At 46.0% G+C, this 23580-nt stretch carries 19 protein-coding genes and 2 tRNA genes; 12 read left to right on the top strand and 9 right to left on the bottom strand.

Going from position 1 to position 23580, the window contains the following annotated elements; all coding sequences use genetic code 11:
- Positions 1-393 precede the first annotated feature (393 nt).
- From rpsT to ZMOB_RS09065, 3 genes are all read right to left on the bottom strand, one after another.
- A complete protein-coding gene (rpsT, locus tag ZMOB_RS09075; RefSeq protein ID WP_011241151.1) occupies positions 394-657 on the bottom strand; it encodes a 30S ribosomal protein S20 in 264 nt (87 codons plus the stop codon).
- Positions 658-994: 337 nt separating this feature from the next.
- The gene (locus ZMOB_RS09070; protein WP_011241152.1) at positions 995-2701 is read right to left on the bottom strand and encodes an alpha-keto acid decarboxylase family protein; all 1707 of its coding nucleotides are present in this window, start codon (positions 2699-2701) and stop codon (positions 995-997) included.
- 74 nt (positions 2702-2775) lie between these two features.
- Positions 2776-2958, bottom strand: a complete 183-nt coding sequence (locus ZMOB_RS09065; RefSeq protein ID WP_014501241.1) for a hypothetical protein — start codon at positions 2956-2958, stop codon at positions 2776-2778.
- A gap of 690 nt (positions 2959-3648) precedes the next feature.
- Here ZMOB_RS09065 and hemN point away from each other — a divergent pair.
- The 8 genes from hemN (at position 3649) to ZMOB_RS09025 (ending at position 11937) form a co-directional block, all read left to right on the top strand.
- Positions 3649-5010 (top strand): oxygen-independent coproporphyrinogen III oxidase, encoded by a 1362-nt coding sequence (gene hemN, locus ZMOB_RS09050; protein ID WP_014501238.1) that lies wholly within the window; start codon positions 3649-3651, stop codon positions 5008-5010.
- Between the two features lie 333 nt (positions 5011-5343).
- Positions 5344-5964, top strand: coding sequence for a two-component regulator propeller domain-containing protein (locus ZMOB_RS10425; protein ID WP_252507282.1), 621 nt, complete (start codon positions 5344-5346; stop codon positions 5962-5964).
- Positions 5961-8480: a ligand-binding sensor domain-containing diguanylate cyclase gene (locus tag ZMOB_RS09045; protein WP_252507281.1), complete on the top strand. Its 2520-nt coding sequence runs from the start codon at positions 5961-5963 to the stop codon at positions 8478-8480. Before ZMOB_RS10425 ends, ZMOB_RS09045 begins: the two co-directional genes overlap by 4 nt.
- Before the next feature lie 180 nt (positions 8481-8660).
- The gene (gene rpsD / locus ZMOB_RS09040) at positions 8661-9275 is read left to right on the top strand and encodes a 30S ribosomal protein S4 (RefSeq protein WP_011241155.1); all 615 of its coding nucleotides are present in this window, start codon (positions 8661-8663) and stop codon (positions 9273-9275) included.
- 142 nt (positions 9276-9417) lie between these two features.
- Positions 9418-9549 (top strand): hypothetical protein, encoded by a 132-nt coding sequence (locus ZMOB_RS10500; protein WP_282553784.1) that lies wholly within the window; start codon positions 9418-9420, stop codon positions 9547-9549.
- 234 nt (positions 9550-9783) lie between these two features.
- A complete protein-coding gene (locus ZMOB_RS09035; protein WP_014501237.1) occupies positions 9784-10764 on the top strand; it encodes an agmatine deiminase family protein in 981 nt (326 codons plus the stop codon).
- An 11-nt stretch (positions 10765-10775) separates the two neighbouring features.
- Entirely contained in the window at positions 10776-11624 is an 849-nt protein-coding gene (aguB, locus tag ZMOB_RS09030; RefSeq protein ID WP_011241157.1) for an N-carbamoylputrescine amidase, read from the top strand.
- A gap of 237 nt (positions 11625-11861) precedes the next feature.
- Positions 11862-11937, top strand: a tRNA-Val gene (locus tag ZMOB_RS09025).
- Positions 11938-12210: 273 nt separating this feature from the next.
- Here ZMOB_RS09025 and ZMOB_RS09020 read toward each other — a convergent pair.
- Positions 12211-13056 carry an SDR family oxidoreductase gene (locus tag ZMOB_RS09020; protein ID WP_014501236.1) on the bottom strand — a complete coding sequence of 282 codons (846 nt, stop codon included), beginning with the start codon at positions 13054-13056 and terminating at the stop codon, positions 12211-12213.
- A 443-nt stretch (positions 13057-13499) separates the two neighbouring features.
- Between ZMOB_RS09020 and ZMOB_RS09015 the strand changes: the two genes are divergently transcribed.
- A complete protein-coding gene (locus ZMOB_RS09015) occupies positions 13500-14012 on the top strand; it encodes a hypothetical protein (RefSeq protein WP_011241159.1) in 513 nt (170 codons plus the stop codon).
- A 284-nt stretch (positions 14013-14296) separates the two neighbouring features.
- On the opposite strand, the gene rnc is transcribed toward ZMOB_RS09015, so the two are convergent.
- On the bottom strand, positions 14297-15037 hold the full coding sequence (gene rnc, locus ZMOB_RS09010; protein ID WP_011241161.1) for a ribonuclease III: 741 nt from the start codon (positions 15035-15037) through the stop codon (positions 14297-14299).
- A 153-nt stretch (positions 15038-15190) separates the two neighbouring features.
- Between rnc and ZMOB_RS09005 the strand changes: the two genes are divergently transcribed.
- A tRNA-Thr gene (locus ZMOB_RS09005) sits at positions 15191-15266 on the top strand.
- Positions 15267-15335: 69 nt separating this feature from the next.
- On the opposite strand, the gene ZMOB_RS09000 is transcribed toward ZMOB_RS09005, so the two are convergent.
- The 4 genes from ZMOB_RS09000 to ZMOB_RS08985 all read right to left on the bottom strand — a co-directional run bounded on the left by ZMOB_RS09000 (position 15336) and on the right by ZMOB_RS08985 (position 20827).
- Positions 15336-16769, bottom strand: coding sequence for an outer membrane beta-barrel protein (locus ZMOB_RS09000; protein ID WP_014501235.1), 1434 nt, complete (start codon positions 16767-16769; stop codon positions 15336-15338).
- 44 nt (positions 16770-16813) lie between these two features.
- Positions 16814-18223: an ethanolamine permease gene (gene eat / locus ZMOB_RS08995; protein ID WP_014501234.1), complete on the bottom strand. Its 1410-nt coding sequence runs from the start codon at positions 18221-18223 to the stop codon at positions 16814-16816.
- Between the two features lie 319 nt (positions 18224-18542).
- Positions 18543-19613 (bottom strand): AraC-like transcriptional regulator QhpR, encoded by a 1071-nt coding sequence (gene qhpR / locus ZMOB_RS08990; protein ID WP_011241164.1) that lies wholly within the window; start codon positions 19611-19613, stop codon positions 18543-18545.
- A 203-nt stretch (positions 19614-19816) separates the two neighbouring features.
- Positions 19817-20827 carry a phosphotransferase enzyme family protein gene (locus tag ZMOB_RS08985; RefSeq protein ID WP_014501233.1) on the bottom strand — a complete coding sequence of 337 codons (1011 nt, stop codon included), beginning with the start codon at positions 20825-20827 and terminating at the stop codon, positions 19817-19819.
- A gap of 219 nt (positions 20828-21046) precedes the next feature.
- On the opposite strand from ZMOB_RS08985, the gene ZMOB_RS08980 reads away from it, so the two are divergent.
- Together ZMOB_RS08980 and era are read left to right on the top strand one after the other, a co-directional pair.
- A complete protein-coding gene (locus tag ZMOB_RS08980) occupies positions 21047-22387 on the top strand; it encodes an aspartate aminotransferase family protein (RefSeq protein ID WP_014501232.1) in 1341 nt (446 codons plus the stop codon).
- A gap of 195 nt (positions 22388-22582) precedes the next feature.
- On the top strand, positions 22583-23503 hold the full coding sequence (gene era / locus ZMOB_RS08975) for a GTPase Era (RefSeq protein ID WP_014501231.1): 921 nt from the start codon (positions 22583-22585) through the stop codon (positions 23501-23503).
- The last annotated feature ends 77 nt before the right edge of the window (positions 23504-23580 follow it).

Genomic DNA, 23580 nt, shown 5'->3' with positions numbered 1-23580 from the left:
TTATATCTTGACTCGATATATGCACATGAATCACTTCATAAGATACAATCACTTGAATAAACCGCCACAGAAATTCTGTCAGGAATCCTGTATTATAGCTGTCGGGCATAGGCCAGAGAAAATTACCCAATCTACCCCTTGGAAATGACGGTTTTTAATCGCAGCTATTGGCGCGTTCAAGAAAAGTATTTCTGGCAGCCGCAAGCCTTCACGGCCAGCATATCCGGTCGTGTCAGATTTTTAAAGCGGATACAGAAAAACATCCATTCAGGACGAATGGATATATTTTACCTGATTACGACAAATCAAGCAGGGCTGGAATGGTTTGGAACAGAAATAGAGGGAATATGCCATCTTTCTAAAGAAGAGCGATGGCATCCCTTTCCCTGACGTTTAAGCGAGCGCAGCGACGCCTTTTGCCAAACGAGAGAATTTCCGTGAAGCCGTGTTTTTATGCAAAACACCTTTAGAAACGCCACGGAATAATTCCGGCTGTGCGCTTGCTAAAGCGGTTTCAGCTTCGGATTTGTTACCAGCAGCAATAGCAGATTCGACTTTTTTAATGAAAGTACGAATGCGGTTGACGCGGTTACCGTTAATTTCAGCGCGACGGTCGTTACGACGGATGCGCTTTTTTGCCTGCGGCGTATTCGCCATGCTTGTCCTCGATGTAATCAGAAAATAAATAGTTAAGGCACTGACTTCAATAATTCAGCCCTTACGAAGAAGAAGTCTTTATGGCTTTTCTTTTTATCGGTCAAGAGCCAGCCCTGCTTAGCAAGGGATTCTGTAACAATTTTATAGAAAAGAAAAACAAAGCTGTCATTTATGTTTCAATAAGACATTTTTGTTGAGAGGGAAAATCAGGAAAAAAGGGAACGCGTAAAAAAGCGCTATGCCTCCTGCCCCATCATTTGAGTCGTCTTGGATAAAAAAAGCCCGCTCGGTAAAACCGGACGGGCTTTTCGCCTTAAGCTCTAAGTTTATTTAAAAACTAGAGGAGCTTGTTAACAGGCTTACGGCTGTTGGCGGCAGCAACGCGCTTACCCCATTTGACCAATTCTTCAGTGCAGTCTTCACGACCGATGAAGCATTCGATCAGGGTTGGGCCGTCGGTGTTTGCCAGAGCAACCTTGATAGCTTCTGCCAGTTCGCCACCGGTTTTAGCCTTCAGGCCTTTACCAGCACCGCTGTCATAACCACCGTTACCGTTGAACACTTCCATCAGACCGGCATAATCCCAGTTCTTGATGTTGTTGTACGGACCATCATGGATCATAACTTCAATGGTGTAACCATAGTTATTGATCAAGAAGATGATAACCGGCAGTTTCAGGCGAACCATCTGAGCGACTTCCTGAGCCGTCAGCTGGAAGGAACCATCACCAACCATGAGGATGTTGCGACGTTCCGGAGCACCGACGGCATAACCGAAGGCGGCAGGAACAGACCAACCAATGTGACCCCACTGCATTTCATATTCAACGCGAGCACCGTTCGGGAGCTTCATGCGCTGAGCATTGAACCAAGAGTCACCGGTTTCAGCAATAACCGTCGTGTTCGGGGTCAGAAGAGCTTCGACCTGACGGGCGATTTCTGCGTTGACCAACGGAGCACTCGGATCAGCCGGAGCGGCTTTCTTCAGTTCACCTGCATTGAGGGATTTGAAGAAGTCCAAAGCACCGGTTTTCTTGGAAACTTTCTGAGCCAAACGGGTCAGATAGTCTTTCAGATGGACGCTGGGGAAGCGAATGCCGTTAACGACGACAGAACGCGGTTCAGCGAGAACCAGTTTCTTAGGATCAGGAATATCCGTCCAACCAGTGGTGGAGTAGTCGTTGAAGACAGGAGCCAGAGCGATAACCGCATCGGCTTCTTTCATCGTCTTTTCAACGCCCGGATAGCTGACTTCACCCCATGAGGTGCCGATGTAATGCGGGTTTTCTTCTGGGAAGAAGCTTTTTGCAGCAGCCATGGTAGCAACTGCGCCACCGAGAGCATCAGCAAATTTGACAGCAGCTTCTTCAGCACCAGCTGCGCGCAGCTTGCTGCCGACGAGGACGGCAACTTTGTCGCGGTTGGCGATGAATTTCAGGGTTTCTTCAACCGCTGCATTCAAAGAAGCTTCGTCGCTGGCTTCGTCATTGAACAATGCGCTTGCCGGTCCAGGAGCGGCGCAGGGCATGGAAGCAATGTTGCAAGCGATTTCGAGATAAACCGGCTTCTTCTCACGAAGAGCAGTTTTAATCACGTGATCGATTTTAGCCGGAGCTTCTTCCGGGGTGTAAATCGCTTCAGCGGCGGCCGTGATGTTCTTGGCCATTTCCAACTGATAGTGATAGTCGGTTTTGCCAAGAGCGTGATGCAACACGTGACCAGCAGCGTGATCATTGTTGTTCGGAGCACCGGAGATCAGGATAACCGGAAGGTTTTCTGCATAGGCGCCACCGATAGCATCAAATGCGGAAAGCGCACCGACGCTGTAGGTAACGACGGCTGCTGCTGCGCCTTTGGCACGAGCATAACCTTCTGCACTGAAACCGCAGTTCAGTTCGTTACAGCAATAAACCTGCTCCATGTTTTTGTTCAAAAGCAGGTTGTCAAGAAGGACGAGGTTGTAGTCGCCCGCGACTGCGAAGTGATGCTTGAGACCAATCTGGACAAGCCGCTCCGCTAAATAGGTACCGACAGTATAACTCATTGCTTACTCCATATATTCAAAACACTATGTCTGAATCAGGATGACCCAGAAACCTCTAAAGTGTCGTTCCGGATTTAGCTATAGGCATTTTTAAAAATGCCGAATTTTTGTTCATGATGAACCTCTTCTGCCGAAGCGAAAAGACTTTTTATCTTTTTTAGAGGAAAAATATCAGAACATGCCGCGATCATGAGCGATAAACAACCATGATGGACAAAGCTAAACGCCCGTTTCTGGATTAAGTGATTATAGGACATAACCAACCTCCAAAAAGGGGAAAAAGGAACGGGACACCTTGAAAAAGGTAAACCGGGAATCAGAACCAGATGTAGAAACGTAGCCGAGACCTAAAGCAGCCGAAGACGCCTGTTTTAAAATTTTTCCGGCTGTTGTCATGAACGGCCTCATCAATTCCAAACAAGACAGGGCAGGATCAATCCAAAACTGCCCGAGGCGAGCGACCGGCTTTATCAATGAGCTGTTACAGATATTATACCGCAACACTGACAAAGCCTTTCCCTCCGTCTGAGCTATCAAAGCGGAAACGTTTCCGTAACCGGTCTGCCCCTCTGGTGATATTTTATTGTCGCCAAGTCAACCCAAAGTTGTGCATAAACAAAATTTGTTAAGCCCAAGCCAACCCTTAACCACGCCCTAAGAGAGGATAAAAAAGGGCTTCTTCTTTTGAAGGATAGCCCGTGAATCTTGTGGTCAAAACCGTTGTTTTCAGTATTTATTTTTCGCTTTCGAAAGAAGATGAAAGGGATATTCTTTGGATAAAAAAAGGTGGTCTTGTCCCGAGTAAAAACAGACTCAATTTTTTTCGATTAAAGTTAATATTTTTTCGCGACCCAAAAGAGATGAAGATCCGATATCGTCGCCGTCATCTTGTTACAGACTATTGCAAAGAGTTTGGATAGAAAAGAAATAAGGAACCGTGTGACTTTATGACAATCCAGCCGCCTACAATTTTAAAACAAAATTTTATTGACCGTTATGCCGGACGTAATGTGCCTCGCTATACTTCCTATCCGACGGCGGCTGATTTTCGTAATGACCTGACGCCCAAAGAGCATGCGATCCGAATCAAAAATATTGCGCCGGATAGTCGAATATCGGTTTACCTTCATGTCCCCTTTTGTCAGCAGCTTTGCCATTATTGTGGTTGTCACACCAAGGTTGTCCGCCGTCAGGAAATCATTACAGCCTATGTTGATACTCTGGTTAAAGAGATAGAGACTGTCGGTAATCTGGCACCTAATCATCTAAAAATAGGTCATCTCTCTTGGGGTGGTGGAACCCCGTCCATCATCGGAATTGAAGGTATCCGTAGGGTAATGAAGGCCTTGCAACGCTATTTTGATGCGGCTGAGGATATGATCCATGCGATGGAACTTGACCCGCGTTTACTGGATGCCGAATTCGCTCAAAATCTTTTTGATATTGGCATCAATCGCACCAGTCTTGGGGTTCAAGACTTTAACCCGCATATTCAAAAAGCGATCGGCCGCGTTCAACCCATCGAGCAGGTTGAAAAAGCTATTCTGGCCTTGCGACAAGCGGGCATCAGTCAGGTTAATTTTGACCTTCTCTATGGCCTGCCCCATCAAGGGTTGGATGAGATACGTCTTAATTGTCAAGAAACGCTGCGCCTGTCGCCTGACAGAATTGCCTGTTTTGGCTATGCCCATTTGCCAGAAAGGAAAGCCAATCAGAAATTGATTGATGAAAGCGCCCTGCCCCAAACCAAAGAGCGTTTTGAGCAGGCGGCTTTGATTGCCGAAATATTGCAACAAAATGGATATCAAGCAATCGGTATTGATCATTTCGCTAAAACCGATGATTTATTGGCCGTAGCTGCATGGGAAAAGAAGCTACGCCGCAACTTTCAAGGTTATACCACCGATAACGAGCCGGTATTGATCGGTTTAGGGGCATCGGCCATCTCGACTTTTTCAGATGCCTATATCCAGAATATCGCCGATATTAAAAATTATAGCCGAGCTATTGAAGAACAGGGTTTAGCGTCTTTTAGAGGTATCGATATATCGCAAGAAGATCATCTTAGAGGTGAAATCATTAGCGCCCTTATGTGTCATTTTGCGGTTGATTTAACGCCTTATGATAAAAGCCTATCTCTTGAAGATGAGAAAAGAGAACTGAGTCATCTGGAAGAAGAAGGATTGATCCAGTTTCAGCAGAACCGAATAGAGATGACTGATGCAGGACGCCCCTTTGTTCGTATCGTCGCGGCGGTGTTCGACAGTTATCGTAAGCAGAAAAAACAAGGCTTTAGCCGCGCTATCTAAAAATAATAAAAGTTACAAAATTTAACAAAATAGAATAAATCTACTAATCATATTAGGTGGAATAATTTTGACAAATTTTATTTTTATTTTTAGGAAAACAGGCGATAACACTATCAAATAAACCCGCAATTTTTTATCTATATTTTATTTTTAAGGAATTATTTTTTTAAAATATTTATGATAAATTTCTTTCTATAGAATGTTAGTTTAGTTTTTTATTACATGACACTGTTCAACATGAGAATATCGGGCAAATCGAAAAGGCCAAAATTCTATCGGTTTTTATTACCGATATTTTTATGGTGTCTTTTTTTAGGAATACCAGTTCAGGCAATGCTTGCGAATGGTCGCCCGCTATTGTCTCATTGGGAAGGCATATCTTCGCGTTCGGCGAATGAAGACGTCAAATGTCGGGCAGAAAAAACCTTTCACTTGCCCGGTGTTATCGATTCTATGCATGGTTGGCAGAATTTCCAGTCTGCTTTTTTTACCGACATGGGTGCTATCCCGAATCTGCCGCAAACAACGGTCAATGCAATTATGCAGGATTCGGATGGCTTGATATGGATCAATATTGCGAATGGCTTATTTCGCTTTGACGGGCTCCATATCCAGCTATTCAGGCCGCAAGCCAATCAGCCCCATAGTTTGCCCGATAGTATTATTCGCACGATGCGTCCCCAAAATAGTGGGGGTTTTCTATTAGGAACGGCAACAGCGGGTGTTATCCGTTTCGATCCTAAAACCAATTATTTTGATCCGATATCTTCGGATGCCCCGACCGGGCGCGGCCTATCTATCCAAGTTATTGCTTCGGATAATCACAATGGCTTTTGGGTTATTTCCGATGCCGGAATTGGACATCTGAAAGCTGGCAGTAATTCTATTCATTATGAAAAAAGCTGCCTTTTTCGGATAAGGGGGACATTCATCATATTACCGATCTTTTGGTGACAAAGGATAATCGCCTGTGGATTGCCAGTAATGATGGTCTATTTTTCCGCCGAAAAGAGAATGACGCTTTTACCGCGCTTCGTTCTTCGGAAAAGGAAATAGATACCCTTTTAACCAGCCAGATTACGGCACTCTATCAAGATCGCGACGATAGATTATGGGTTGGATCAGCCTTTCATGGTGGTCTTTATATGACTGCAGATGGCCGTTTTTATCAACCCAAACCGTTAAAAGCCTCATCACCCTATTTGAATTACAGAAGTATTCACGGCTTTGCCGAATTGCCGGATAATCATATCTGGATTGCGACCATGGGTGGCGGTATTATTGATTATGCCTTTTGGACTGCCGGAACCAAGGGGAAGTTATGTGCGCCTCCGGGAGAAGAATATACCGGATATGTCAGGACATGGACGCATAATCCGCTGAATGACCATTCTGTAAGCGGGAATAATATTCTGTCCCTTATGGCTGACCGTGATGGCGGTATCTGGATTGCAACCGATCGCGGTGTATCCAGATGGGATCCCCATCCGTCTATTGCCTTTAATCTGCCTGATATTCTGGTCGATAAAAACGGCATGATTAGCGATTCGATTGAAGCGCTGTTGGCTGATGAAAAAGGCCGTATATGGGTTGGTCTTCAAAATGGCATGATCAATATGATCGACCAACAAAGAAGCCAGATTAAAAAGATAAGCCTAAAAGGCTTACAAATGGCGCAGCCGGTCAGAGCCTTTTTACAGGCAAAGGATGGCGCTATTCTGGCCGGTTCTTTGGGTCTTGCCCGTATTGATCCGAATGATTTTTCAACGACCGCTATCATGGATGATATTTTAGGCAAGGAGACGATTACAGCCCTAGCCGAAACCAAATATAATCTTTTTATCGGAACGAATAGCGGCCTTTACGTCAAAGACAGAAGCACTGAAAAAGTTACTCATTTTACCCATAATATCGATGACAGAGACAGCCTGATTGGCGACCATATCAAAGACATTGCCGTGCGGTCAGATGAGGAAGTCTGGATTGCAACCACCGATGGTATCAGTATCCATGACACGCATCGCTCTGGATTTAATAACCTATTAGGAAAGCCGGACGATCGGCTGCTTTTTTCGCATAGTTTTGTAACATCTCTCGCTACAGACAATGATAACAGCATGTTGGTCGGTAGTTTTAATGGGATTAGCCATCTCTTTCCGACAAAAAATGGATATAATCTCAATAATATCTACCGGAAGAATAAACCTTCATCGAATGAGATTAACCGTCTGATTGTTGATAAATTCGGTCATATCTGGTCATCCAGTCCCGACGGTATTTCGGTTTTTGATTCCGTGAACAGACAAAGCCACTTTTTGGGGCAGCGTGACCATGTTTCGAGCGGTCATTTTAGCCAGAGAGCGTCTGTTTTAACCGAAGACGGGTCAATCCTTTCCGGTGGCACCAACGGGTTAACAGTTATTGCGCCGGAACAAATCCTGTTTTCGCCTGCCCAATTAGGCAATGGCGGAAATAGTGCGACGAAAATTCAGATAACAGCCCTTGATCTGAATGAAAAAACGCTGCCTTTTGGATTGTTGCCCCATACCGACCAGATGTTCGATATTCCGCCGGGAACCCGCTCGCTTCGCGTTGGCTTTATCTTGTCGGATTATAGTGCGCCTAATGATGTCAGATATAGTTACAAACTGGAAGGCATCGATTCCGAGTGGATTAGGATACCGGACAATACGCCGCCGGTGGCCATCTATACCAATTTGCCGAGTGGTCATTATGCCCTGCATATGCGGGCAGAAGTTCTTGGCCTGCATTCCTATCAGAAAGAAGCGCGTTTTCTGTTTAAAGTCGCACCGCGTTGGTATGAGCATTGGCAAATTGGGATTGCGGTCGCAGCATTGATCTTGCTGGCTTTATATTTGGCGGTCTTGTTTCGCACTTTCTTACTAGAAAGGCGCACAAGGCGACTGCAACATTTGGTTGATGGCCGCACCCATGAATTGCAGCAGGCGAATAAACAATTAAGTGAACTGGCCAATACGGATGTTTTGACGGGGCTTTTAAACCGTCGAGCCTTGATGGCTAAATTGAGCGAATTGCATCAAGATGCTTTGTTGAATGAGAATGCTATCTCAATTGCAATGCTGGATGTTGACCATTTCAAAAAAATCAATGACCGTTATGGCCATCTGGTCGGTGATGATGTCATGCGGAATGCTGCTTCAATTATTCGCAATAATATCCGTCAGGAAGATTTTGCCGGTCGCTATGGAGGCGATGAATTTATCATAGCGATTTCGGCTTCGATTGAGATGTCCCGCCATATCGCTGAACGGATACGCAATGAATTCACGAAAATAGTAATTAAAAATGGTGAAACAGAATTAAAAATTACGGTTAGCATTGGTCTTTTTGAAATAACAACAGAGGAATCCATTTCGATTGCCCTCGATAAGGCCGATAGTTTGCTTTACTGGGCCAAAAATAATGGCCGAAACAGGGTCGAATCCTAATATTTCTTGGCTGCAATCTTGACGAATAAGTTTTCGGTCGTCATAAGACATCCCGCAATTGGCTCCGCACTCCGGTGAAGCGGTAGTCCTGCCCGCCTAAGTTTCTACTTGGCAGCGCGGTTCCGGATCCGTCTTTCGGTTATTCCGAAATTTGATAACAACGCAATTGAGGTTATATCTATGTCGAAGCGTCATAGTTCAAAGTATAAAATTGACCGCCGTATGGGCGAAAACATCTGGGGTCGTCCTAAATCCCCAGTCAATCGTCGTGAATATGGCCCCGGTCAGCATGGTCAGCGTCGCCGTTCCAAAATTTCTGACTATGGTCTTCAGCTGAAAGCAAAGCAGAAGCTGAAGGGTTATTATGGCGATGTGACCGAAAAGCAGTTCCGTCGTTCTTATGATGACGCTTCCAAATTAAAGGGCGATACGTCACAGAATCTGATCGGTATTCTGGAACGTCGTCTGGATATGATTGTTTACCGCGCAAAATTCGCTCCGACCATTTTTGCTGCCCGCCAGTTGGTCAGCCATGGTCATATTCGCGTCAATGGTGTGAAGTGCAACATCGCTTCCCGTCGCGTAAATCCGGGTGATGAAATCTCCTTGGGCAGCAAAGCACAGGAAATGGCACTGGTTCTTGAAGCTCAGAGCCTCGCAGAACGCGACATTCCTGACTATGTTTTGCCTGATGGTAACACGAAAGTGACCTTCGTTCGCATCCCAACGCTGGACGAAGTACCTTATCCGGTGAAAATGGAACCGAATCTGGTCGTCGAATTCTATTCACGTTAATTTTTGGTTTTTTCCCGAAAGAAGAAGGTCAGCAGAAGTTATTCTGCTGGCCTTTTTTTATGGGCATTGAGGTTGTGGTAAAGAGGCGTTGAGCGATCGGAACAAGGCGAGAATATAATGGGGGCAATGTCAGGATGTCAGGATGTCAGGATGTCAGGATGTCAGGATGTCAGGATGTCAGGATGTCAGGATGTCAGGATGTCAGGATGTCAGGATGTCAGGATGTCAGGATGTCAGGATGTCAGGATGTCAGGATGTCAGGATGTCAGGATAATAGCCCTAAAATGATCTGGGCAAGCTCTTTTTTAATGATCCGCAATCTAACCTTCAAAAATAAAAATAATTTACTTCTGCGGGGAATCGGGTTGTAATAATGCATCTCAATAGCCGGACAGCCTATGCTAGAAACATTTCCGAATATCAGATAGATTTTATTTTTCCTGTTTTGTTATTTATTCCGTTATCTTAAAGCGCTTGTCTTTGAATTCTGTCGAGGAAGAGTTCCCTTATGCCTTACCATCAGCCTGCCGAGTGGATGCCGCATGATGCGGTTTGGATCGGTTTCCCTAGTGATGCTTCTCTTTGGCTTGAAGATTTGGAACCGGCACAAGCCGAGGTAGTTGCTTTTGCCAAGGCTGTTGCAGCGCAGGGCGAAGGGGAAAAAGTTTATCTGGTTGCCGCCCATAAAGAAGCAGCCGATCAAGCTGTAAAAATGGCGGGATCGGATATTGAGGTTATCTGCCATCCTTTCGGTGATATCTGGTTGAGAGATAACGCCCCGCTTTTCGTCAAAGAGGGTGATAAAAAGGCGCTGGCTTTATTCCGTTTCAATGGTTGGGGCGGAAAATATAATCTTGATGGCGATCAGACTATTGGACGTGATCTTGCCAAAGATACAGCCCTGCCCGTTTTAGAAAAAAATTGGGTTTTGGAAGGCGGTTCCATTGATGGTGATGGTCATGGATTGGTCGTTACAACCGAAGAATGTCTGTTAAATCCAAACCGCAATCCTGAATTATCGCGGGGCGATATTGCCCGTCATTTGCGGAATGATCTGGGTTATGATCGTGTGTTGTGGCTGAGAAAAGGCCTGCATAATGACCATACTGATGGGCATGTCGATAACCTTGCTCGTTTTGTCGGTGAAAATCATTTGGTCGTCCCTATCGCGACGGATCAGGATGATCCTAATCGGGAAGTCTATGACCAAGCGGCTCAAATCGCGACAGAGTTTGGCGTAAAAGTAACCCGCATCCCCTCAACCGGACGGATTACGATTGATGATGAAGTCGTTCCGGCTTCCTATATGAATTTCTATATTGGGAACAAGGTCGTTGTTGTTCCGGTTTATGGTGCCAAAAATGATAGCGCGATTGTTCAAGCCTTGGAAGCCTTATTCCCAAGCCGGAAAGTCGTCGCCTTGCCAGCCGGTCATATTTTGACAGGGGGTGGCAGCTTCCATTGTATTTCCCAGCAATGGCCAGCCTGAAGGAATTACTGATGACTGAAATCACTGTAGCGGCATTACAGCTGGCTTTGACGGATGATATCCAGACCAATATTGATCGTGTTTCAGTATTGGTCGAAGAAGCGGCGGCGCAAGGTGCCAAAATTATTTTACCGCCCGAATTATTTGAAGGGCATTATTTCTGTGCGACCGAAGACGAGAGCTGTTTTGCACGCGCCAAGCCAGTGGAAAAACATCCCGTTGTCTTAGCGATGCAAAAGCTAGCTAAGCGGTTGAAAGTGACTATTCCAACCAGCTTTTTTGAAAGCGATCCGCCCCATTATTATAACAGCCTTGCCATGATCAATTCAGATGGCGAGGTTATGGGCGTTTACCGGAAAAGTCATATTCCCGATGGCCCCGGCTATGAAGAAAAATTCTATTTCCGCCCCGGTAATAGCGGTTTTAAAGTCTGGGATTGTGGCGGCATCAAGATAGGTGTCGGTATCTGTTGGGATCAATGGTATCCTGAAACGGCGCGTGCCATGATGCTGATGGGTGCTGAGTTGCTCTTTTTCCCGACAGCGATTGGAAATGAGCCCCATGATCCCGATCTGGATACCAGCCGTTTGTGGCGGCGAGCTATGATTGGTCATGCCGTTTCTAATGTCGTGCCTGTCATCGCATCGAACCGGATTGGTCAGGAAGCTACGCTATCTTTTTATGGTCATAGCTTTATTGCCGATCAGCGTGGCGATTTAGTGCAAGCCTTTGGCAAAGATGAAAGCGGCGTTTTGGTCGCTCATTTTGATATTGAGCAAATAAGACAACATCGCGCGGCTTTCGGCTTTTTCCGTGATCGGCGACCAGAATTATATCATCGGATTAGCGAAGACCGCTAAATTAAAATTTAGACGTTCTATTTTGATCTGATTGGAAGAGGCTGGCATTATAGAAACAGGATGCCAGCCTTTTTTATGCAGACTATCTTCCGCCCTAGGCAGCGGGAGCGTCCGATGTCTTTTCTTCGCCTTGGCGTTCATTCAGGTAAGAATAAATTTAGCCCTAAAGCTATAATTTTTAATAATTTCTCTTGCACCAAGCGCGATAGTCTGGCATCGGGGTCTGGCAAAACGATAGGGCGATTAGCTCAGTTGGTAGAGCGCCTCCTTTACACGGAGGATGTCGGCAGTTCGAGCCTGTCATCGCCCACCAGTCCTATTTTATTTCCTTAAAATTTATCATGCAACTGCGGCTATCTATAGCGGCATCGGCTAGACTTGCTTTGTGTTGAGAGCAAAAAAAAGACCCTGCAAAAGCAGGGCCGAATTAAGAGAATTGAGAAAGCTACAACTATCTGCTTACAAAAGGGGGATATCTTTTGTAGTTCGATATTATAAAAAACTGTTATTTTTGTAAAATGGAAATATGTCCGTATTGCTTCATACTGTTTCTTAATTTTAAACCAAATTGCAGTAAATTACCGTCTTAGGCAGGCGTTCCGGGCCTTATTTGATAGGCTTTCTGCACCAGAGGATCTTTCGCGCCCCCTTCTGGATTATTTTGCAATTTATCCCAGACATGATTGATCTGTTTTTCAGTATCCTTTTCCATTTGGGCAGGCACCAGATTGCGATAATGCTTGGTTTTTCCCGTCAGAACAGAAAGCGTTGTTGTGATAACCTCTTCTGGGTCGAATTGTTCATGCGGGAAAGCAAGTTGGCTATAGTCAAAAACCCTATCTTCAGGGGTGTCGCGCCAGCTTTTCCATGTTTCAAACATCCGGTCATTGAAACCCGTTAGGAAAGGCCCCGGGTTAATAGTTGCAATTTGGATGCCAAAATATTTCAATTCTTTATCCAAGGCGATCGCAAAGGCTTCTATCGCATGTTTGGAAGCCGAATAGGCTCCCGTAAAAGGGTCAACGGTAAGACCCGCGACCGAGGACATAAAAACAATTCGGCCTTTTTTATTTTTGACCATCTCGCGAGCGAAGCCTTGCGTAAGCAAGATTGTACCTATCACATTGACTTCAAATTGTTTCCGAAGATTTTCTGCCGGAATATCGGTAACCGAACCGCCTTCGGAAATGCCAGCATTATTCAGTAAAATATCAACGTCCCATTGCCATGCTTTGGCACGATCAGCCGGATCGGTGATGTCCAGTTTTTCTATTGATAAAGAGAGGCCGCGTTTTTGCGCTTCTTGCTGCAAGGCAAATATCTGGGGCTGGATTTCGACCGCAGCAATAACGTCATGTCCTTGTTCTGCCAGACGGAAAGCAATTTCTTTCCCAAAACCGCTACCGGCACCCGTAATCAGAATATGTCCCATGATGATTATATCCTTGGTTGTTCTTCCTATAACAACAAAAGGGACAAGATTTTGAGCCAAGTGGCTGGAATGTAAGGAAACGAAACAAAATCCATTTTCAAGGCATGGGGACAGACCAAAGAAAAATGAAGAGCGGTTAGATTTTGTTTTTGATTACACGGGGATAGCTAGTTTTTGGCGAACAAAAATTCTGATTATGGGTTTCTAAATAACAAGATAATAGTCTGCGCCCAATCGTGCGAAAAAATAGATATATAACGAGAAAAAATGATCTAAATTTCATGTCATGCGTTTAACCCCATAGTAGATGTTGAAATGGTTTGGTCTTTTTTAAAAGATAATTTCGTATCTTTGTGAAGAACTTTTGTATCTGAAATTATTTGAATATTTTAAAATCAGGATAACCATTTTCATCATTATCTGTCCCTGAAAGGATCTGGATTATGGTTAACCAGACATCAGAAGCCTCTGCCTATTCCGCGAATTGTAAGGCTGTGGCTCAAGTTTTTGTTCAAACCAGCTATCATGGGGGCGAATTCGATCAGCCCATTTCCATGGATGAATTGGTTAAACGCACCGGATTATCAAAAGAAGATGTCAAAGACGGTATTGATGATTTAGGCTCTGAAATGGTGTTATTTCAGGATGATGGTCATTCCATTGCCCCCCATGCCAAATTATACGCCGTTTTTGACAGCTTTTGGATGGCATGGCGGCCAGCTGATGACGCTTTGACCTTGGCGAAAGCGATGGTCAGTGAGAAAAATTTTCCGACTGATCCATCACAAATTAGTGATTTTATGGCTTGGGAACCGCGTCGGTTAAATCCGGCAATGACCTATTTGGCTTGCCATCATCTGGCTGAAACCCATGAAAGTGGCAATGGATCGCCGTGGATCTACAATCTTTTGATGAAAAATGCGGAAACATCCCGCTATGTTCATAACATGGCATAGCCATTAAAATTTTACGAAAAATCGGCAACGAACAGCAGGCTGTCTTTTAAAAAGGCAGCCTGTTTTAATGAGCGTTATATCATACACTACTGTTGAATAAAAAGCTGTGAGTAAGCCAATATGCCCTCACCTCTGGCGTCTAATTTATTGGGCGAGATCCGGCTATAATCGGAATAAAGAAGGCAAGAATAGCCGGAAAGATAGCTTTTTACACAAGAATAGAGCTGTTCCCTTGGCCTGTATTCGGTCAATGGTAAAAGCGGGCAGGCTTTAAGCCGTCCTTGTTATTGCGCCAAAATATCCAAAAGCGCTTGAGCAGCAGCCGTTTGGGCTTCCTGCTTTGAAGAGCCTTCGGCACTGGCTTCACCGACACCGGCAATAGAAACCTGAATGGTAAAGCAAGGATTATGCTGGGGGCCTGTCCGACTGACAATTTCATAAACAGGCGGGCGGCGGTTATGGGCGGCTGCCCATTCCTGCAAAGCCGATTTCGGATGTTTCGGGGCGGATTCCTGTCCCGTCACCAAAGGCGCCCAGTATTTATGAATAAGTTTGCCTGCGGCTTCGATACCGGATTCCAAGAAGATGGCACCAATCATGGCTTCCATCACATCGCCCAAGACATTGTCAGAGGCCGCCGCGCCGTCATCGCGCGCCTGTTTTCCCAGACGGAGCCATTGAGGAAGTCCGACAATCCGCGCAATGCTGGCGCAGCTAGCCCCTGAAACAAGGCTGTTTAATCGTCGGGACAATTTGCCTTCCGGTTCGCGAGGGAACAGGTCGTATAACCAATTGGCAATGACCAATCCTAAAACACGGTCGCCTAAAAACTCTAATCTTTGATAATCGCTGTTGCCATGACTGGGATGAGTCATGGCTCGTAAAAACAAGGCCGGATCTTTAGGCCGATGGCCTAAATTTTTTTCAATCCAGCTTATGAAAGCATCATTATTCATAATCTTAGCTTTTAAAGCCTTTTCTTGATTAGGAAACGTCTTTGTTCCAAAAAAGCGTTTATCAGCCAAAAAAGATGCCTCCTCTCTCGAGGAAAATGTTTTTTATGGAGAGGAATCCTGCAACAGCTTGAAAAGTTATAAAAATTTGGAAAAAATTGATTTTTTTTGCGAAGTAGCGATTCCCTTTTCTATCAAAATGCTTTACTGGAAAGACGAATCACTGCCGGGTTGGCCGAATGGTTAGGCACCTACCTTGTAAGTAGCGACCATGGGGGTTCGAGTCCCTCACCCGGCACCATTTATTTGATACCACCTTTATTCATTATCCCCCCTTTAAATTAAGATAGATGCCCTTTCTGTTCGAAGATCAGAAACTGAGGATCGCGTCACAACTGACCCAGAACATATTTCGGGTTCCGTTTGTAACCACCGGATTCATGACCGAAGCACTTCTGTTAAAGGGATGTGTGCCGTTTAAAGATCTATCCAGTCGGAGTTCTGGCCGTAAAGTGAAAGTCCCCTTCCCCAGATGATCGTTGATAACCGGCGGTTTCCATGACACGCCAGCGGTCAGCTCGCCATAAGTGGTCGCGGGGGCGCTGTAATAAGCATAAGGCCGATTTCTGAGGTAACTTCTGTAGGAATCGCTACCAATAAATTGGGTAATGACCCCGCCAGTATTATCACGGAAGATTTCTCCACGGAAATTCAGAGTTAGGTTTTTCCGTAAATCCCATGCCACATAAGAGGTGAAGCCATAAGCGGTGTCGCGGATGGATTCATCCCGATCGACGATGATGTCTTCTGTAAAGGTGACTTTATCCGTGAAGCGATAGCTCATGCTGACTTCAACATTATATTGCATCAGTTTATTGGCAGCCGAACCGATACCAGCACTCGTCCAGCCATCAGCCGAGGTTACAGCGGTGCCGGAGTTACCCGCGGGCCCTAAATGGGAAATGGCGCGGATGGTCATTTTGTTATCCATCAGGTTTTTAAAGACGAGACCCGCATAACCTTTGGGTTGTTTATTGACGGTCGCATTACCGAAAGTAGACGCGTTACCGGAATCAATACCAAGCAGGAAATCAATATCGCGAGAGACATGCATTGTCGCGACGATCCCTACCGTTTCAAAGGGAACGATATAATCCGAACTGTAGTTGTAGCTGTAGAAGGGACGTGCAAGGGCTGGGATACCTTCGACCCCCATCAAGCCATACATCTGCCCGATTTGGAAATCGATACCATGTTTGAAAAGCCAAGGGGTATGAACATCAATATGCGCCTGAGTTGGCGCCCATTGATAGCCGCCTTTTAAAGCGCCGTCCCCCATGCCTAAGGTAGGATCGACCCGCGCATCGGAACCGTAGAGCATTTCCACAACAAAGCCGATGCCATAGCCTTTTCCGATTGGGGTTACGGGATGAGAAATAGAAGCCGTGATCTGGTTAAGCGTACCTGTATTGGATTTATCAGTAAAATACTGCCCGAAGTTGCGGCCTGAATGGGTAACAGGGTTTCCATTCGCACCCCCTTCGATCATGGCATGACCGACAAGGCCGTCCCAATAAGAAAGTTTTCCGCCTTTACTATGAAACAGATTTCCCGCTTCAAGAGCGGGTAAATCAGGGTCTTGTGACTGTTCATAGTCAGCTTTGTCAGGAGCAGCCTTTTGCAAAAGTTCGGCCGGTGGCGTTGGCGTATCGCCCGTTTGGACTTCTGCCAAGGCAGGCGATTGCACGCCGACCATGCCGATAAGACAGCAACCAAAGCAAAAAGATAAGGTGTAATAGCGCATGTCGGACATCCTTTTTTCACAAAAACAGTCGCTGCGTTGACCGCTTATTCTTCCGCCCCCTCGGCAGCGAGAATAGCAGATGTCGTGATATCGTTTTCTTCTGTTTTTTTGTTTTGGCTCCGCTTGTAGCTGTAAAGGCAAAGCGGGCAGGCAATGCACATTAAAAGCGCATAGATGAAGGAAATGCCGGCATTATAGTAAATAACGGCGGCGAGCAGGAAGAAAGCCCCAATCAGCGCCAAGGCAGGCAAGAAAGGATAAAGAGGCGCTTTGTAAGGGCGTGGTAAATCCGGCATGGTTTGACGCAAGCGGAACAGGCTGGCCATGCTCAACACATACATGGTAAGCGAGCCAAGAACCGACATTGTTACCAGAATAGCCGTCAGAGAATGACCGCCGAAAGAAAGAACATCATCGGCAAAGATAGCGGCGATACCGACTAAACCACCGGCGATAGTCGCGGCATAAGGGGTTTGCAGTTTGATATGTAATTTCCCAAGCGTTGCCGGAAGAAAACCTGCCCTTGCCAAGGCAAAAATCTGGCGACCATAGCCCATGATGATACCATGCAGGGAAGAAACTAGCCCGAACAACCCGAGGAAAACAAGCATATGCAACCAGCCGCTATGCGCGCCGACCACATGTTTCATCGCTTGAGGTAGTGGATCGTTCAAATTGGCAAGCTGATGCCAATCCATAGAACCACCAGCAAAAACCATCACACCGAAAGCAAGAGAAACCAGCGTTAAGATACCAGCGGTATAAGCGATCGGGATAGAACGGCGGGGATTTTTGGCTTCTTCAGCGGCCATAGCGACCCCTTCAATTGCCAGAAAGAACCAGATCGCAAAAGGCACAGCAGCAAATATCCCGCCAATGGCCTGAATGTCGAAATGGCTGGCAACACCCCAGCCGTCATGCAGGAATTGTTCCCATGAAAAAGCAGGTGCAACGACCCCCATGAAAACCAGTAATTCAAAAATAGCGGCAACAGTGATGAAAAGCTCGAATGTCGCGGCGATTCTGACACCCACGATATTCAAAGCCATGAAAACGATATAAGCACAGGCCGCCGCCATTTTGGGAGAAAGTGACGGAAATTGCACATTGAGATAGGAACCAATGGCTAGAGCAATAGCCGGAGGGGCGAATAAAAATTCAACCAAGGTTGCCATACCGGCAATGGCACCACCCCATTTACCTAAAGCCCGAAAGCTATAGGCGAAAGGCCCCCCTGCCTGCGGAATAGAGCAGGTGAGTTCTGTAAAGCTGAAAATGAAACTGGTATAAATAGCCGCAACAATAACCGTCGCGATCAGAAAACCCATGGTTCCCGCGGTCGCCCAGCCATAGCTCCAGCCAAAATATTCACCTGAGATCACAAGGCCAACGGCGATGCCCCAGAGATGAAAAGAGCTAAGCGTTTTTGAAAGCTTCGGAGATTTTTCTGGCATCTTGGAGGACTCTCCCCTTACCGGATTTTCTATAGTCACAAGAAAACCATATCGGCAATGAAAGCATATAAACTTGACCCTTAATGACAATTTGTTGTTTATTGAAAATAAATTTTAATCTTTCGTGATAATTTACCGTTTTTAAAGAACTCTGTCGATTAAGAGGAATAACCCAAAAGCGGCTTATCAAAAGGGTTTTCTGGTAAGTGAGAGGGACGAAATAAGGATGCGAGAGGCGGTATAAAAATTATCCCGCACGGAAAAATTCCGGTGCAGGATCAAAACAAAGCCCTATTATGTGTTATCAGCGACCTTTTATTCAGGCCTTGGCATTACTGGCATAATTTTTACGCCATGCACGGGGGCTGACACCGAACCAGCGCCGAAAAGCCCGTGAAAGCGCGCAGACCTCGGAATAGCCCAGCATAAAAGTAATATCTGAAATCGTTAGATGAGGTTGCTTCATATAGTCGATAGCCATTTCTTTGCGGACGGAATCTATCAACGTGAGAAAAGTGACATTTTCTTCTTTCAACCGCCGTTGCAAAGACCAAGGCGTCATCGCCATTTTTTCGGAAATCTTTTCAAGAGAAAAGTCGTCTTGGGGCAGCATGATACGGATGATCGCCCTCACCCGTTCAGGGAATGATTGCGGCACATTATGGCGATTTAGACGGCGGATGGTTTCCCGCATTACCGTTAATAAGACCGGTTCATAACCCGGCATCGGGCGCATCAAGTCTTTTTCAGAAAGCACAATAGAGTTGCAGGGTTGTTCAAACCAGACTGCCGCACCAAACACTTTTTCATGTTCATGTGCCTGTTCTGGCCGATAATGTTCAAAATTGACCTCTTGCGGCGTCCATTTAGAACCAAGCGCGCTGCGGATGATATTCAGAATCATCCCCATAGAAAGCTCGGCATCCTGCCGCCGTCTTGTAATGGCACCATGTCTGACCTGATATTCAAAATGCCATTGATTTTCCCGTTTTACAAAGCGGGTTAAGGTATCATGTTGGTGCCAGTGAAAATCTTTTGCAACATTGGAAAGGGCGTCACCCAATGTCGGAGAAGAGAGACCGATATAACCGATTAACCCAAGATTTTGTGGCTGGAATTGCTTGCCATAATGCAACCCGAAATTACCATTTTGGGAATCGATTGCGGCTTCTTCCATTAAGCGGCAATAATTGGTGAGGCTAAGGCTGTGTGTTGGGCGTTCCATAATCGCCGGATCCACGCCGCATGACCCAAAGACACGGTCAGCATCGCCGCCTGTTTTTTTAATAAAATCGCCAAGTCCGCTTCCAGCGGCGGCAAGAACACCATGATGGACTTCTTCAAAGGAAGAGAGGGTTTTCGAGAAAGCTGTATTTAGAGAAGATGTCATATTTCCAGACTTTCCTTGGCATGCGGTTCATCAGGATAATGAGTCTATGAATATGCCCAAAATTATATCCTAAATGGATAACATCATATTATGTCATCAAATTGCAATATAAAATTTAAAAAAATCTCTTCCTTATAAAATAGTGAAATTTTATGAAGGAAGAGATTGGAAGTCTGAAAAGAGAGTCTGGATTGGATCGTTTTTTAGGCAGCACCAAGCGGTGTTTTTCCGTCAAGATAGTCACGGCATAAGCGCACCGTATGTGCCAGCCAGTCGCCCCCTAAACTGCGCGCCATATCGGTATCCGCATGAGATCCAACCCATGCCGTCATTTGGATTCTTCTTTGGGCGAAAAGCGCTGGAAGAATATCAATTTCTTCCCGAGAAAGGGACTGAACTCGATCATAGCCTTTCAGCCAATTTTCGACCCATAAAGGCGCGGCCGGATTATGTTCTTCAAAACTGATCGCCGCAGCGAGATCATGCAGAAACCATCCAGTGCCGCAGTCATCAAAGTCAATCGCCCTTGTATCGCCTTCATGGATAAGAATATTGGTTAATCTTAAATCCGCATGGATAAGGCCGTAACGGTCGGAAGATTGGCCAAATTTTTCCAAGGATTGCCCGATTTGCTCCATAGCTTCACGCATAATGATAATGCCGTTTGAATCTAGCCCCGGAGTGGCGCGCCAATCGCCCCAATAGCCGTCGGCACCCACCATATTTTCATGATTCCAGATAAGACGTTTGAAATTATCCGGCTTTTCCCAGCGTTGGCTATGCTGATGCAGATGGGCGGTCACTTCGCCCAGTCTTTGGAACAGCGAAGGGTCAAGATCAGCCGTTGGCATTTCGCCTTCGACCCAGTTGAAAAGCACCGCATAGCGCAGCGCGCCATCGGGCGCTTTTAGGGTTTGAATCACTTCCCCATCGCGGTCAGGAATAGCTTGCGGCACCGTTAAACCGATATCTTCCTGTAACGCTTTCAGCCATGCCAATTCGCCCGTAATGCTTTGTTTATCGTGATAATGGGGACGGTGCAGGCGCAGGGCATAATTTTCACCGGAAGATGCCGCAATGTGAAAAGTCGCATTTTCCGAACGCGTTAAAAGCCGGATTTTTCCCTGATAGGCTTTAGGATAGGCCTCCATTGCTTGCGCTGCCAATTGGGAAAGAATGGAGGTGTCGAGATTATCGGCATGTCGGGAATTCATGTGGCAGACTCCTGAACGTTTATTTTCTGGAGTCATGATAAGAAGAGGTTGAGATTTATAACTTGGCTGGAGACGACCCTTTTTTGACCGCAAAGAAATAAAAGACGAAACTTTTGACATAAAAAAATTAAGAATGTCTTCTGCCGTCAAGTTTGTTTCAAGGACGACTGACATAATTGGAACATTAGTTTTCTTTTTAATCCTGAAAAGGAGAATACTGTGTCAAGTCGCTCTACCATTATGGACACGAACAGTTTTCGGGATGAACATGCCGCCGCTTTGGATGAGGCAACGCGTTCCCTGACCGAGCGCCGTAAAGATCTTTTGGGCGCATCCTATCGCCTTTTTTATCGCCGTCCTGTCCATCTGGTGCGCGGAAAAGGGGCTTATTTATGGGATGCCAATGGTGATAAATATCTGGATGTTTATAACAATGTTGCCAGCATCGGTCATTGCCATCCTGCCGTTATCGAAGCGGTTTATGAGCAGATGGGCCGGTTGAATACCCATACCCGCTATTTGCATGAAACGATCCTTGATTATTCCGAAGCGATTTTGGCAACCATGCCGGAAGAAATCAATCGCGCTATGTATATGTGCACCGGATCCGAAGCCAATGATCTGGCAATGCGGATCGCATGTGAATGGTCGGGTGGAACCGGCATTATCGTGACGCAGGAATCCTATCACGGTACCAGTTTTCTGACCTCTGGCGCATCCCCTGCCCTTGGTAGCGGTCAAAATTTGTCCCCGAATACGCGTTTGGTGCCTGCGCCTGACCATTATCGTTTGGCAGGACAAGATGCCGGTGCATGGTTTGCCGCCGAAATGCAAAAGCAGATTGATGATATGGCTGCCCATGGCATCAAATTTGCCGGATTTATGGCGGATTCGATTTTCTCTTCGGATGGTGTCTTGCCAGGTGAAGCCGGATTTTTGAAAGAGGCGATTGATGTCGTCCACAAAAATGGCGGTATTTTCATTGCCGATGAAGTGCAGCCGGGCTTTGTTAGAACCGGTGAATCTTTCTGGGGATTTGGGCGGCATGGCTTAATTCCCGATGTCGTAACAACGGGAAAACCGATGGGGAATGGTATTCCGGTTTCCGGTCTTTTCGCCCGCAAGGAAGTGATGGAAGCCTTTAGTAACCATGTCCCTTATTTCAACACATTCGGCGGCAATCCGGTTTCAATGGCGGCGGCCTCTGCCGTTTTGAATGTCATCAAGGAAGAAAATCTTCAGACCCATACCCAAAAAGTCGGGGCTGAACTTTTGGGTGAACTGAAAAAACTGCAAGATAAGCATGAATCCGTTGGAGATGTTCGGGGTGCCGGTCTGTTCATCGGTTTTGAATTGGTGAAAGATCGCAACAGCAAAGAACCGGATAAAGAATTGGCACTCGATCTGATCGAAGCGCTTCGCGACGAACATGTTCTGACCTCGGTTGCTGGGCCTTATGGTAATGTTCTGAAATTGCGGCCACCTCTGGCCTTCCAGAGTGGCGATATTGATTGGTTAACCGGAGCGCTTGATCGCAGTCTGACCAAATTAGGTCGGTAACAGTCGTCGGCTTGCTTCTATTTAATCTGAAAAGGCCGTTCTGTTGTGGCAGGCGGCCTTTTTATCAACGTCTTTGCGAAGAGAGCCTGTCATTTGAATGGTGATTATGCCTCTATCACAAATAAAAAGAGAGAAGGATAATACCGGAAAAGAAGCGGTATTCCTTTCCGTCCCGCTTCTCTCTATGAAGAAAGAATGAAAGATACGAATACGCCTTCAGAGAATACCCAGCATTGCGGTCTGGTCGCCATTGTGGGTGCGCCGAATGCTGGTAAATCAACCCTTGTTAATGCGTTGGTTGGCCAGAAAATTGCCATTATCAGCCCCAAGGCGCAGACAACCCGCGCCCGTTTAATGGGTATTGCCTTGCAGGATCAGACCCAGATCTTGTTAGTGGATACGCCCGGTATTTTTACCCCGAAAAAGCGTTTTGATCGCGCGATGGTTGCCGCCGCTTGGGGCAGTGCCGAAGGTGCCAATCTCGTGGCTTTGGTGGTGGATGCCTCTTCTGGTCTTACCCGCCGAATTGAACCTTTGGTGGAAGCTGTTGCCGCCCGTAAAGAACCCAAAGTTATTATTCTGAATAAAGTCGATATCACCCCGAAAGCTGAATTACTGGCTTTGGCACAAAAGCTTTATGAAGCGATCAAGCCGGAAGCCTTGTTTATGGTTTCGGCCACAACCGGAGATGGGGTCGCCGATCTTAAGCGTTCTTTGGCGGATATGATGCCGGAAAGCCCATGGCATTTCCCAGAAGATCAGGTGTCAGATGTCACGGATCGTATGTTGGCAGCAGAAATTACCCGCGAACAAATCTTTTTACAGCTTCATGATGAATTACCCTATGCCGCCGCAGTTGAAACCGAAAAATATGAAGAGCGGAAAGATGGTTCGGTCGCTATTCATCAGCAAATCTTGATCGCCCGCGATTCCCAAAAGGCGATTGTTGTCGGTCATCATGGTGCAAGGCTGAAAGAAATCGGCAGTAAAGCCCGTGCCGAATTATCCCAGATTTTAGGCTGCAAAGTTCATCTATTCCTGCATGTTAAAGTCAGCCCGAGATGGGATGAAGATCGCGACATTTATAATGAAATCGGTTTGGAATGGGTCAGGTAAAAGCGTTAAATTTCTTTTCGTCTCTTGAAGACCGGAAATAAAAGGCCAGATTTTACAGATGGATAGTTGGGGAGTGC

The sequence above is a fragment of the Zymomonas mobilis subsp. mobilis ATCC 10988 genome (genome assembly GCF_000175255.2).
GTDB lineage: Bacteria > Pseudomonadota > Alphaproteobacteria > Sphingomonadales > Sphingomonadaceae > Zymomonas > Zymomonas mobilis.
Note: the sequence above shows the minus strand (reverse complement) of the source record. Positions and strands in the feature narration are given on the sequence as shown.